Annotated in this window: 12 protein-coding genes; 3 read left to right on the top strand and 9 right to left on the bottom strand. The window is 53.1% G+C overall.

Features of this window, described 5'->3' with window-relative positions; translation table 11 throughout:
* Positions 1–7: 7 nt before the first annotated feature.
* Positions 8–2,677, top strand: coding sequence for a pyruvate formate lyase family protein (locus WC359_10005; GenBank protein MFA5400762.1), 2,670 nt, complete (start codon positions 8–10; stop codon positions 2,675–2,677).
* A 4-nt stretch (positions 2,678–2,681) separates the two neighbouring features.
* Here the strand turns inward: WC359_10005 and WC359_10000 are convergent, their stop codons facing one another.
* Positions 2,682–3,320, bottom strand: coding sequence for an NF038143 family protein (locus WC359_10000; protein ID MFA5400761.1), 639 nt, complete (start codon positions 3,318–3,320; stop codon positions 2,682–2,684).
* A 105-nt stretch (positions 3,321–3,425) separates the two neighbouring features.
* On the opposite strand from WC359_10000, the gene WC359_09995 reads away from it, so the two are divergent.
* The gene (locus tag WC359_09995; protein MFA5400760.1) at positions 3,426–4,520 is read left to right on the top strand and encodes a radical SAM/SPASM domain-containing protein; all 1,095 of its coding nucleotides are present in this window, start codon (positions 3,426–3,428) and stop codon (positions 4,518–4,520) included.
* Positions 4,521–4,586: 66 nt separating this feature from the next.
* Here WC359_09995 and WC359_09990 read toward each other — a convergent pair whose 3' ends face one another.
* Positions 4,587–5,888 carry a putative sulfate exporter family transporter gene (locus WC359_09990; GenBank protein ID MFA5400759.1) on the bottom strand — a complete coding sequence of 434 codons (1,302 nt, stop codon included), beginning with the start codon at positions 5,886–5,888 and terminating at the stop codon, positions 4,587–4,589.
* 160 nt (positions 5,889–6,048) lie between these two features.
* Between WC359_09990 and ccsA the strand changes: the two genes are divergently transcribed.
* Entirely contained in the window at positions 6,049–6,906 is an 858-nt protein-coding gene (ccsA, locus tag WC359_09985) for a cytochrome c biogenesis protein CcsA (GenBank protein ID MFA5400758.1), read from the top strand.
* An 88-nt stretch (positions 6,907–6,994) separates the two neighbouring features.
* On the opposite strand, the gene WC359_09980 is transcribed toward ccsA, so the two are convergent.
* Genes WC359_09980 through WC359_09950 form a run of 7 tightly spaced genes read right to left on the bottom strand, consistent with a single transcriptional unit; the run spans position 6,995 to position 13,069 of the window.
* Complete coding sequence (locus WC359_09980) at positions 6,995–7,540, bottom strand: hypothetical protein (protein ID MFA5400757.1); 546 nt, start codon at positions 7,538–7,540, stop codon at positions 6,995–6,997.
* 52 nt (positions 7,541–7,592) lie between these two features.
* Complete coding sequence (gene nrfD / locus WC359_09975) at positions 7,593–8,747, bottom strand: NrfD/PsrC family molybdoenzyme membrane anchor subunit (GenBank protein ID MFA5400756.1); 1,155 nt, start codon at positions 8,745–8,747, stop codon at positions 7,593–7,595.
* A gap of 8 nt (positions 8,748–8,755) precedes the next feature.
* The gene (locus WC359_09970) at positions 8,756–9,529 is read right to left on the bottom strand and encodes a 4Fe-4S dicluster domain-containing protein (GenBank protein ID MFA5400755.1); all 774 of its coding nucleotides are present in this window, start codon (positions 9,527–9,529) and stop codon (positions 8,756–8,758) included.
* Positions 9,526–9,927: a sulfate reduction electron transfer complex DsrMKJOP subunit DsrJ gene (dsrJ, locus tag WC359_09965; protein MFA5400754.1), complete on the bottom strand. Its 402-nt coding sequence runs from the start codon at positions 9,925–9,927 to the stop codon at positions 9,526–9,528. The genes WC359_09970 and dsrJ overlap by 4 nt, the downstream gene beginning before the upstream one ends.
* The gene (locus WC359_09960) at positions 9,920–11,548 is read right to left on the bottom strand and encodes a (Fe-S)-binding protein (GenBank protein ID MFA5400753.1); all 1,629 of its coding nucleotides are present in this window, start codon (positions 11,546–11,548) and stop codon (positions 9,920–9,922) included. The genes dsrJ and WC359_09960 overlap by 8 nt, the downstream gene beginning before the upstream one ends.
* Positions 11,538–12,557 carry a sulfate reduction electron transfer complex DsrMKJOP subunit DsrM gene (gene dsrM, locus WC359_09955; GenBank protein MFA5400752.1) on the bottom strand — a complete coding sequence of 340 codons (1,020 nt, stop codon included), beginning with the start codon at positions 12,555–12,557 and terminating at the stop codon, positions 11,538–11,540. Before dsrM ends, WC359_09960 begins: the two co-directional genes overlap by 11 nt.
* Before the next feature lie 8 nt (positions 12,558–12,565).
* Complete coding sequence (locus WC359_09950; GenBank protein MFA5400751.1) at positions 12,566–13,069, bottom strand: RsbRD N-terminal domain-containing protein; 504 nt, start codon at positions 13,067–13,069, stop codon at positions 12,566–12,568.
* Positions 13,070–13,071: the final 2 nt, after the last annotated feature.

Below are 13,071 nucleotides of genomic sequence, written 5' to 3'. Positions count from 1 at the left end.
TCATTCTATGGATGAAACGGGAATGGTCGTAATTGCATCGAAAGACTCGCTGGAAGTGCTGCCGCGGTTAAAGAGATTGCGTGAGGACATTCTCAACTCGCCATATCATGTTTGCACCCAGAAGGCCAGCCTGCTGACCGATTATTTCCGCAGGCATACCCGGCAGGATATCCTGGATGATCTGCTATCCTCAATTCAATATCGCTTCTACCGCAGGAGCCTGGAGAAGTCAGCCAAATCTATCCCCCAGAAGAGATGGCAGGTGGCTGCTAACAACTTTATCAATTCCCTGCTGCTCAAGAGGCGCAATGTTTCGCGGGGCGATACCGTCTTACGCTATGCCGAAGCCTTTAGATACATATTGGAAAATATGGAACTGAAGGTATATGACCGCGAACTGATTGCTGGAAATCCGTCGGCCTGGCGCGTGGGCGCTCCTATACATCCCGACCTGGGCGGACTGCTTATGTTGCCGGAGATAAAGGGTATATCCGGGCGCAGGCACAATCCCATGGATATCGAATCCGCTCAACTGGTGGAGCTTGAAAAAGAGATATTTCCTTTCTGGTTTAATCGATCGGTGCTGGCGTTAACGCCTCTGCTGAGCAAGGATCCCGACCTGTTTAATACGATGCTGGAAGGGAGATACTTCATCCTGACGCAGTTCTCGGGAGTCTCGCATGTTACCCCGGATTATCCCAGCGTGCTCAGGCTGGGATTTAACGGCATAGCCCGAGAGATCAGAGTCAAATTGGAGGAAACCAGGGCGGAACTGGAATCAATGGTTGCGGACGGGTCTAAAGACCCATCCCTACACGCAGGGGCGGACCTTCAGGTCCGCCCGGATATGGGTCAGGTGAATAACCCGTCTGCACAAATCACCGAAAAAATATCCTTTTACGAGGCAGCCCTGGTCTGTGCCGAGGCTGCCGCCGATTACGGTAAGCGCTGGAGCAAATTCCTCGAGCGCGAGGCTGCCGGGACGGAGAGTGAAGTTCGAAGACAGGAGCTACTGAGATTAGCGGAGATATTTAACCGAGTTCCTGCGGAGCCGGCTGAGACTTTTTACGAGGCGCTGCAATGCGTTTTTATCACCCATGTCATGCTGCATTACGAGAACTTCCAGCACGGCATCTCTTTCGGACGCATGGACCAGTACCTTTTCCCCTACTATAAGCGTGATATTGAAGCGGGCAGGCTCAACCGTACTCAGGCGGGTGAACTGCTGGGGTGTTTTATAGCCAAAGCGGGCGAGCTGCTGCCGCTTTTCTTCGACCGCGCTACCGAGTATTTCAGCGGCCTGTCCTCGGCCTCCGGTATAACTCTGGGAGGGCGCACGTCCGACGGCAGCGACGGCGTCAACGCGCTGTCCTATCTGTTCCTGCAGGCTTATGACCAGGTCAGGCTCAGGCAGCCGAACTTCCATATCAGGATCAATCAGGACACTCCCGTCGAATTCACCGATTTGTGCTGCGAAGTGCTCAAAAAGGGCGGCGGCCTTCCGGCCTTTTTCAACGACGACCAGATTCCTGCGGCGCTGGAGAAGTCGGGCATCGACAAAGAGGACGCTGAGGATTATTCCATCGTCGGTTGTGTGGAATGGGGCGTGCCGGGCAAAAGCTTCCCGGCAGCCGGGGCGATCTTTGTAAATGTCCCCATGGCCCTTCATCTGGCTTTACATAATGGTAAGTGCAATGGTCTGCAATTTGGCCCGCAGACCGGTGATATCAGAGCGATGCATGACATGGAAGCCGTTGTCGGCGCTTTTAGAATTCAGCTCCAGAACATGATAAGGCGCGCAACGGAGGGCAACAATGCTATCGAGCAGACACACGCGGCATATCGTCCCACTCCGTTTCTATCCACCGTTGTGGAAGGCTGTGTTGACAAAGGCATGGAGATCAATGCCGGCGGCGCAAAGTACAATTCCACCGGCTGCCAGGGTGTGGGACTGGCCGATACTGCGGATGCTCTGACCGCTATCGAACAGGTCGTGTTTGATCAAGGTAGGCTGTCTCTGGAGGAGCTGGCCCGGGTGGTGGATGCCGATTTTGCAGGCTATCCGGAGCTCAACGCGATTATCTCAAACAAGGTACAAAAATACGGTGAAAACGAGGAAAGGCCCAATTACTACGCCCGCCTGGTCTCAGGCGTTTTCACTGATCTGTTGACGCGATACAGCAACGCGAGAGGGGGAAAATACTATCCGGGATTCTGGTCTATGACCACACATCAGGGTTTCGGTGCGCGTACAGGCGCATTGCCCGGCGGCCGTCGGGCCGCGCAGCCGCTGGCCAACGGGATATCGCCCTGCAACGGTCGTGACAGGAATGGACCGACAGCCTCGCTGTCATCAGCAGCGTGTATAGATAACAGCCTGGTGGCCAACGGCTATGCTCTCAACGAAAAACTGGACCTGGCGCTGATTAAAGATCCTTCGCGCAATAGATTGATAGAGTCGTTGATTTTCGGTTTCTTCGCCAGTGGAGGGATGCAGGTGCAGTTCAATGTGGTCGACCCCGCAATACTCATCGATGCTAAGGATCATCCTGACCAGTACCGGGGCCTGGTTGTGCGCGTATCCGGATATTCAGCGTATTTCAACGATCTGACGGAATCGATGAAGGACGAATTGATTCAGCGCACCGCGCACGATATCAATTCGTGTCTGTGTTAGGCCTTTATTCGGGTAAAGGAAAATAATTGTCCAGATCCCTGTTGCGTATCTGGTTTACCGACTCCTCCATCCTGGCGACAAAGTCCTTTGCTTCAGCGCTTTTGCCCACTATCTGCAAAGCGGCCCGGTTGACGTCTTTTTCGGCTGAACTGAGCCTGTGCAAAAACGTATCGAATGATTCCCGGTCCTTATATGCGGACATGACCATATCGCAGTAGGTTTTGCCCTCGGACATAAGCAGCTTTTCATAATGGTCGATCAGCAGGCGGATCTCCTGCATCTGTTTCAGCCGCACCTTCTCCGAATAAACTCCTTTCTGGTCGGCGCTCAGGATCGAAGATGTCTTTTTCTCCACCTCTGCCAGACTATTGGTTATGGTCAGGCCGGACTGCAGCATGTTGCCGGCTGCTTCCAGCGCCAGTTTCTTGGTAAACATGAAATTAAGTGTAAAGGCCTCTTTCGCCCGGTGATGTTTGAGCAAATTGATTGCAAAGAGCGGCGGAAGCATGAAATCCCAGACCCCCACTGCCATCGTGCCGGTTACATCGGTAGCCACTGCTTTAGCCACCTCTCTTTCCTCGGTCAGGATATTTTTTATTTTAGTGTCCAGCACTGTGGGGAGAATGTTTCTCAGCACGCCCATAGGGCGAAATATAACACACGTTTTTCGAGCAGGTCAAAGAAGAGGCAGACGATTCCGGTGCTGTGTTAGAATTCCTGTGGATACTCTGATCGGAGGTTAATCCTGATGTTGCCTCGCATCATACAGGTAGAGGTATCGACCAGGTGCCAGCTAAAGTGCTGCTTTTGCCCGCGTACGCTGCTTAAAGACAGATGGATATCACGGGATATTAGTCGCGATACCTTTGCGCAGATCCTGCCGTATCTCGGTAAAACGGAACTGGTGCACCTGCAGGGATGGGGGGAGCCGCTGCTCCATTCCGAAATCTGGAATATGGCAAGGGCAATCAGGGCAAGGGGTGGCAGGGTAAGCCTGACCACCAATGGCGTTCTCCTGGATGACGCTGCTGCTCGGCAAATATGCGAGATCGGGTTCGCTTTTATAGCGGTGTCGGTGGCTGGAGCCAGGTCGACTACACACGATTCTCTAAGAGTAGGATCCAGCCTGACTCAAATCTGTAAGAATATCTCCGGGTTAAGCGCTGCCAGGTCTCACCCGGATATTCATCTCGTCATGCAGATGATGAAGCCGAATATCGCAGAGTTGCCTGAGCTGGTTGATCTGGCGGCGGAGCTTAAAGCGGACAGGGTGATCGCCCCCAACCTTGATTATCTGTCTGATAAAGACGCCGATTCCCTCAAAGCCTTCGCACTGACAGCCGATCCTCAACTGCACGATATAGTCAGGGAAGCAGAGATAAGGGGGAAAAAGCGAGGTATACCGGTATATGTCTCTCCGCTCGAGCCTCTTGAGAATTTACCGGTATGCAGCGACGATCCACTGCGCAACGTTTTCGTGACAGTAAGGGGAGATATATCCCCCTGCGTTTACCTTTCGATGCCTGTAGAAGGTGAGATTCCCAGGGTATTTTGGAACAGGAGCAGTTCGGTCGACCGGTATGTTTATGGAAATGTGGATGACGGGCTGAATCGTGTCTTCAATGGTGAAAAGGCACGGCAGTTCAGGATTGTATTCGACCGGCGAAATAAATACTCGAGATTAAATGCAGCCGAATCGATGGCTTTTCTAACTCTGCCCGGTATACGCAGTGCACGTAAAATATTGCAGGGGTTGGAGGGGCAGTCCCTGTCTGCCGTCTCGATGGACATGCCGCAAGCGCCGGCACAGTGCCGGGGCTGCTATAAGCTGCATGGGCTCTGACCTTATAGCGATACAAGTATTGTGAGAGGAACCGGCTGCCGGTTCCTCCCACAACGTTTGACTGAGTTAATCGGGAAGTATGGGGGGAATGAAAAAGGTGCCGGACCACAGGAGCCAGACGATCAGCAGGGTCCACACTACGTTGAACGTCTGCCCGATCCAGTATACAGCCGCCGGTTTGCCGCCGCCGACTGAAAGAAGCTCTTTGAAGTTAGTCTCCAGGCCTATGCAGACAAAGCACAGTGCAAAGAACCATGTGCGATAGGTTGTCATCAGGCCGGTGATTGTTTTAGTGGCCTGGGTTCCCATGACGGGCTCGATGAATAAGGATGCTATTAGAGAGGCGATGATGAACCCGACGATGAATTTAGGGAAGCGGTACCAGATCTCCATGAAGGAGGGACGTTCGCTGGCGGACTTCTTGTCCAGCTTTAAAGTCGCCCATACCGCCAGCAAAAAGGCAGCGAATCCTATCAATATATTCTGCGCCATCTTGACCAGGGCGGCCGTGTCGAGCGATGCCTTGCTTTTCATCACCTCGCCTGCAGCTACTACTGCGCCGGTATTATCGATGGTGCCGCCCAGCCATGCCCCGGCCATGTTGGTCGGCATGCTGACGGCCTTGGCAATGGGGGGCATTACCACTATCATGATCACTGCGCCTACCAGCAGCCAGGCTATGATGTAGCTGGTTTCTTTGGGGTCGCCCTTAACCGCTCCACCCGCGGCTATGGAAGCTGATACACCGCAGATCGAGACACCCGTAGCCATGGTGCTGGAGAAGCGTTCGGCCATCCCGAACCTTCTGCCCAGCCAGTAAGTGAAAAACCATACTGCGGCCACTACCAGCAGGGCCTGCAGCATGCCCACGCCGCCCGCTTTAAGGATAATGGAGAAAAGTATGGTCGCGCCCATGCAGACCAGGCCGATCTTGATATAATACTCGGTCAGCACGGCCGGTTTGAGCCAGCCGGGCAGGCCTATCGTATTGCTGATAAGCAGACCGAAGATCAGTGCCCAGATGACATACTCCAGGCCCCAGGCATTGATGACGGATTGCTTACCGATGAAAACCGCCAGCCAGGCAAGCGCAAAGATAACGATGAAGGCGGGGACAAAACGCTTGATATCCTTTTTCATAAAGATCAGGCCGATCAAACACAGTACGGCCAGTATGATCAACAGGATCAGTGTGTCCCAGATAGTTGCGATGCCTGAAGGGAAAGCTTTATCGATCGTTGCCCACGTGCCGAACTTGGGGCCGGCGGGCAGAATGCCGATCATAGCCAGAATCAGGATGACGAATCCCAGCCAACACGCCCACCAATCCTCTCTGGTCCATATCGATGACCAATCAATCTTCTGCAACCTCTCACCTCCTTAACTGTTAACTAATAAAAAGACGAACGAAGTTTGAAATTAATAATGGTACAATTGTTAAATCAATCACCTCCCTCACCTTGCATTGCCCGGCCCTAAACCCATTTATACAATATCACTTAATTGCTGTCAACAGAAACATACAGCGGTGAAAAGATTTGTATATACTTTAATGGTTATGGGACAGATTGAAACACTCACGTTCGTGACCACGCTGGTCGCCCTGCAGCTTGCCTTAATTCTCTATGTCTGGGGGTTCATCTCCGTTTATTTTAATAAAAGCCCGCTGGACCTGGCAGTATCCCGTTACTCTCTGCCTGTTATGTTGGTCGCCTGGCTGGCGCTCACTGTTTCACTGGTCGTGCATGCCGTCCAGGCCGGACATATTCCCGCCACGGACATGTACGAGTTCTCCGTTTCTTTCGGCTGGGGTGTGCTGACGGTTGTGCTGGTTTTCAGATGGAGGCAGAGGAACGATGTGGTCAGCGCAGCGGGAGCACTGACAACTCTGGCTATTCTGATCTATGCGTTCACATTGCCTGTCCAGCATCAACCTCTTCCTCTGCTTTTGAACCAGACATGGCTGCTGCCGCTGCATGTATCCTGTGCCGTCATTGCCTATGGTTTATTTACCCTGGGATTCGTTTGCGGTGTGCTCCTCCTGGTCGGGCGGAGATACACAGCTTCTTTCATGCCCTCATTATTTGCTCTCGATCGGTTGGGCTACCGCTCGTCCCTGGCCGGGTTTTGTTTCATGACGCTGGTGATAGTCATCGGCTCAATCTGGGCTAAAATCGCCTGGGGCAGCTACTGGTCCTGGGACCCCAAGGAAACCGCCGCGCTGGTGACCTGGTTGATTTACGCATTCTATTTTCTCACGAGGTGGATACTCGGCTGGAGGGACTCCCATAGCGCCTGGTTTCTGGTAGCCGGCTTCCTGGCAGTGCTCCTTACATTCTTCGGCAATTTATTCTTCGGGGGACTGCACAGTTACGCCGCAATATGAATTCGGCAGCTGTAAAGGGTTTCTTGCGCACGGATGGCCGCGGTGGTTTTTGTGCCCGGATTTTATGGCATATAGATTTAGGTAAGGCCTATTTGAGCGGCACAAGCTTTATTCGGGAGAGTTTGATCAGATAAACGATAAGCGAGATAAGGGCGTATAGCAGACCGACAAGAATCAGGCCGAATTTACAGGCTGCGCAGTATGCGGCGATCTGGGGATACGGGGCCACCGGGCTGCCGTACATCATGGTGATGAGGGCGTAGTTCTCCACGGCATCGAGTATAGCTGCCAGCCATAAGCCCCAGGCCAACAGTGTACCGAGATTCTTCCAGCCGTTGCGCGCGATAACGCCGGCGCCCATCACACAGGCAAGGGCGATGGTAGTTGAATATACGGGCATATAAAGGTAATCGAAGCCCAGGTTGAAACAGGTCTGCAGCCTGGCCAGCGTGTCCCATGCCCCGATGATGGCCGATGATTTCTCCACGCTGCCGGCCAGTTCGAAGTCAACGATGGTCGGTTTGAATGGGCCGATAAAGCGGAATACGATGGTAATGCCTATGGTCGCAGCCAGCAGCCACAAGAAAGCCTTCAACCTCTTGCCATCAGGTATGGAGTTTAAAGGGTGATACATATCTACAGCTCCATTATCTATAGCGGATAATTATTTGTCAAAGAGATGTCGTTCAGCGCTGTCCCTGCCTGACACCCAGCACCACCTTGAGCAGCAGAGTCAGTATCAAACCGCCCATCGACCATACCCCAATAGTTATAACTGTTTCGAGCAAGGTGGGAGTATAGTCGGTAATGTCTCCCAGAGGTGTCGGTATAAAACCCGGCACAATCAGCCCCAGGCCTTTATCGATCCAGATGGAGATGAAAACAGCTGCACAGGCCAACGCAAGTGTGAGCTGGTTTTTTCGCATGGAAGGTATGACCAGCAGGATAATGGCGGCGCAGGCCAGAATGACCGATGTCCATAGCCATGGTACAAGGCCGTAATGGTTGTCCAATCCAAATAACAGGTACTGGAAGTGGGACATAGCGTCCGGCTCCTGGCTGTAGAAAACCGTGAAGATCTCCAACAGCAGGAAGAAGACGGTGATGATAATGGCGTACGTCACGATTTTAGCCACCTTGTCCAGCGACTGGTCGCCGGGATCGAATCCGCCCCACCTCTTCATGATCAGTGCAATCAATATCAGGAGGGCGGGGCCGGAAGCGAAAGCTGAGGCAAGAAAGCGGGGCGCCAGCAGAGCGGTCAGCCAGAAAGAACGTGCCGCCAGCCCGGCGTAAATGAATGCGGTGACGGTGTGTATGCTGACAGCCCAGACTACGGATACGATTGCCACGGGCTTCAACCATGACGGCGGAGCAACCTCTTTGTACTCGGCGTCCAGCGCCACCCACCCCAGCACCATGTTGAGCAGCAGGTAGACTGATAGCACCACGACATCCCAGAAAATAACCGAGCCGGGCGTAGGATAAAGAATGATATTAAATACCCTGGCCGGCTGTCCCAGGTCAACCAGAATGAAAGTAATGGCCAGCAGACAGGCCGCTACGGCCATGAACTCTCCCAGTATAAGTATGCGGCGGAATTCCTTGCTGTTGTGCAGGTAATACGGGATGACAATCATAACGGCGGATGCGGCTACGCCAACGAAGAAAGTGAAGTTGGCGAGATACAGGCCCCATGAGACATCCCTGCTCAGGCCGGTCACGGCCAGACCGATATTCCACTGCTCGAGATAGGCAGCCAGGCCTGCCGCCATCAGCACGAGAAGGCCGCTTATCAGCAGCCAGTATTTCTTTCCGCCTCTCAAAATGTTCTCAATCAATGTGAAACCTACAGTAAATAATAGACCTGCGGCCGCGTACCCAGCTCGGCCTTACGCCGTAGGTTGAATTGCGATGAAATCAGGTCGTACAACTCCGTACCCGGCTTCAGGTCTCCGAACTTTAAAGCCCCGCTGCTGCAAGCTTCCACGCAGGCAGGCTGCAGCCCATCTGATAGTCGTTCCTCGCAGAAGTTGCACTTCTCGACCACGCCCCTCGTGCGGGTGGGATAGCTCTGCTCGATGGTATTGATATAAGGGCGCGGATCGCGCCAGTTAAAGCTGCGGGAGCCATAGGGGCAAGCCGCCATGCAATAGCGGCAACCGATGCAGCGGTGGTAGTCCATCATAACTATGCCGTCTTCCCTCTTCCAGGTCGCCTGCGTCGGGCACACTTTAACGCAGGGCGGATTATCGCAATGGTTACACAGTACCAGCACCCTGCTATCCAGCAGCGGGTCCCTGACGAATCCGTTCTCCTGACCGGGGAAAGCCTGCTTGTAGTCGACCTCCCACAGCCATTTGATTTCCTCTTTAATATTGCCTATGTCGGGGACGTTATGTACTCGGTGGCACGCGGCAATGCAATCGACGCAGCCGTCTCCGGCTGTGCAGGCTTTGAGGTCTATAGCCATCGCCAGACGTTTTCCGGAGAATGGGCCGTCGAGAGCCCTGGCCGTAGAAGGCCTTGAGATAAGATCAAGGGCAGGTTTGGCCGTCAGGGCAAGCAGGCCGAGAGCGGCCAGTTTGATGAAAGAGCGGCGATCGATATTCATATTGTTCATTTCGTCACCTGCGGCGGCGCATTGGCCGGCGGTACGTTATGGCAATCCCAGCAGTTGGGAGCTGTGCCCGTATAGTTATGACAGCGGTCGCAGAAGTCAGCTTTATTGGCATGGCATTTGAAACAGGTATCCGTCAGGTTGATGTCGAATGTGCGGTTATCGCTGGATACGTATATATTATCGCCCTGCCTGACTGCCTGGTCGCGCCATTGCTGCATAAGCTGCATATGATACGCTTTCATATACTGCGCGGACTCCACACACTGGTTCTCACTGGCCGGCAAAACGTGGTTTGTGCGGTAATCGGCCTTTCCGCTAACTGCCGTGTACCAGACAGGGAAGCTGGCCAGACAAAGGAAAATGGCCAATCCGCCGATTATCTTGCCTTTATCATACATCTTGCGCTCCGCCTTCTGAAGATGTATTGGTCAGAGGTTCTCCTCTTAAGTCTGTCTCCCGCGGTTTCTCGCCCTGCATGATGAGGGCATTGCCAAGCAGTTCATGTACCCCGGCCGTTTCTACTCCGGGCACCCAGTACTCCAGCAGGGGTGGAAATGAAGCCTTGTCTATGGCGCAGATGCAGGCCAGCACGTTCACGCCATGTTTTTCTTTTACATATTGCACAGCATTAGCGCGGGGGTACCCGCCGCGTAACCGCATCTCCATATTCTCGTCGGAGCCCAGTCCCGCTCCGCTGCCGCAGCAGAAAGTGCGCTCCCTGATGGTATTCTCCGGCATCTCATAAAAATAGTTACATATATGGTTGATGACGTAGCGGGGCTCTTCAAGCAGCCCCATGGCTCTCGCCGGATTGCAGGAATCATGGTAGGTCACCTTCCATTTATCATTGCGCCCGGGATCCAGCTTCAGTTTACCGTTGTATATCAGGTCCGAGGTAAATTCACAGATATGAACCATTTTGGTCGACCTGGCGTTATCGAACCTGGTGCCGGTTACGGGCGAGACCGGCTGCTCGAGGAACGACGGTGGGCCGTTGAAGGTATCCATATACTGGTGGATTACGCGCCACATGTGCCCGCATTCTCCGCCCAATATCCATTTAACCTTTAGCCTCTCGGCTTCTGCGTATATTTTAGCGTTCAGGCTCTTGGCCAACTCGGCTGAGTGAAAAAGGCCGAAATCTCCCCCCTCAGAGGCGTAGGTGCTGAATGTATAGTCCAGACCGATCTCGTGAAAGAGCATCATGTAGCCCATCAGCGTGTACCAGGCCGGGCTGGCAAAGAAATCGGCTGAAGGGGTGACAAAAAGGATCTCGGCGCCCTTTTTATTGATTGGTACATTCACTTCAATGCCGGTGATGGTTTTGATATCATCCTGCGCCGATTCCAGACTCTGTTTCATGGCATGCGGGGGAATGCCCAGATGGTTGCCCGTGCGGAATGAGTTGGACGCCGGGCTGACCACCCATTCGGTCGAGCAGCCCACCAGATTCAGCAACTCGCGTGCCAGCATTGTGATTTCGCAGGTATCGATGCCATAAGGGCAGAAGACGGAACAGCGCCGGCACTCCGAACACTGGTAAAAGTAGTAATACCACTCTTTAATAACCTGCTCGTCCAGTTCCCTGGCGCCGGCCAGCTTGCCCAGGAGCCTGCCCCCGATGGTGAAATACCTGCGGTATACCGATCGCAATAATTCAGCCCTCATGACCGGCATGTTCTTGGGATCACCCGATCCAATGTAGTAGTGGCATTTATCTGCGCAGGCTCCGCAGCGCACGCAAATGTCCAGAAATAGTTTCCATGAGCGGTATTTTTCCAGCCGGTCTTTCATGCCCTGCAGGATGATACGTTTATAGTCCGGCGGCAGTTTCCAGTCAGCATCCTGCGGGTTCCACTGGCGCGGATTGGGCAGCTGTAATTGCTCCTGGTTTTTCAGAGGTGCTGCATAGCAGTAGGATCCTCTTTTAAACTCGACGGACGGGTCCATCCAGTCCTGCTGAGGAGCATGATAATCAATGCCGGCCATCTCTTCCGGCCTGCTTAGCTTATCTGCCATCACTGCTCCCCGCAGAAATATTTGTGTCGACGGGAATGCCTGCCTTGATCATGGGCTGTCTGAATTCGTCCTCGTATTCGGCATATGTATGTACTCTGACCGGACGATTCCAGGGATTAACATGCCTCACGCTGCGGTTGTCGTTCTTTGAGTTGCGGGTGGGGCTGAGGAAAACACCGGCAATATGCATCATCTTGCTGAAGGGGAAATAGATAATTAAAGCGCAGACAAGCAGCAGGTGGATGTAGAAAGGAAGGCCGATGCCCGCAGGAACAGAGGGCCTGAAAGTGATTACGCTGATCGCCAGTTCCTTGACTGCAATCAGGTCCACTTTGAATACGGAGCGCATGAGGATGCCGGAAATAACTACTGCCAGGATTAGAAAAAGTGCCAGATAATCCGAGGCGAGAGACATATACCTGATCCGTTCTGAGATAAGGCGTCTGATCAGAAGGTAGGTCACTGCTGCAAGAATGATGAAATCCGAGATGAAGAGGGCGGGCAAAGCCAGTTGAAGTATTCCATCGAATGAAGACAGCCATATCGAGGGAGGAAAGACAGGCTCAGTGAAATAACGCAGGTGGCGGATGATGATGATAAGCAGTGACCAGTGGAAGGCCAGCCCTCCAAGCCAGAGCCAGCGGCTGCCGCCGTAGATCAGCCTTTGCGCATCAACCTGCCCCATGCTGCTGTTACGAAAAAGTGAGCGGAAAAAGAGGATCTCCAGCGCCAGGCGACCAAATATGCCCCAGTTGCTGCGGGGGCTTTCGATTTTATCGCTCTTTATCCAATTAAAAGAAGCCTCCTGACCGCAGGTGGTCGGAATATTGAAAGGCACAGGCGAGTTGGCCCATCGTATTACCCGGTAAATGAATCCGGCGATGAACGCCGAGATTGCCAGGTACGGCAATATTACACCGAATATAAGCTGCGATGCCGGAACAACGACGCTGACCACCGCCAGCAGAATAACGGCAATAACTGCAATCAGGGGCCAGATTATTCTCATCACCTGTCTCACATTTTACGTATGTTGATTACCCTGGCCTTGAAATCATTGTCCTTTTTTGCTTCCTTGATTGCAAGTTCACGTATCTTATTCTTCAAGTTTACGTATAACTCATCCGATATCTGAACCAGGCAGTCGATTCTCTGCTCAAGCTCGTTGAGCTCTTCCATTAATCCGTATCTTGTGACTTCTTCCATGACCAGGCTTCTGATCACCGTTTTAAGGCCGGGCATAAATCCCACTGCCTGTGACTGCGTGAGGTCCTGTACGGCCCTTATTCTAATAATTTTTTCCAGGCATCCCCGTGATGCTTCCGGGTCGTCTCCTTTTATCAACGCATACAGCAGATGAGCCGCGTTGTTGGAAATTGTATACCCTACAGGATCCGTAAATCTGTCACATCCGGCCGGCGCCGACATTGCGGCGCCAGGCCCGCAGGGCTCAAATATTACGCGCAGCCACCTGCGCAATAACGCCTCTTTTTTCTGTATAAGCAGGCTTTCCAGGTTCATGT

The sequence above is a fragment of the Dehalococcoidia bacterium genome, assembly GCA_041653995.1.
Taxonomy (GTDB): Bacteria; Chloroflexota; Dehalococcoidia; order GIF9; family UBA5629; genus CAIMUM01.
The sequence above is the reverse complement of the archived record's forward strand: the minus strand, read 5'-3'. Positions and strand labels throughout refer to the sequence as shown.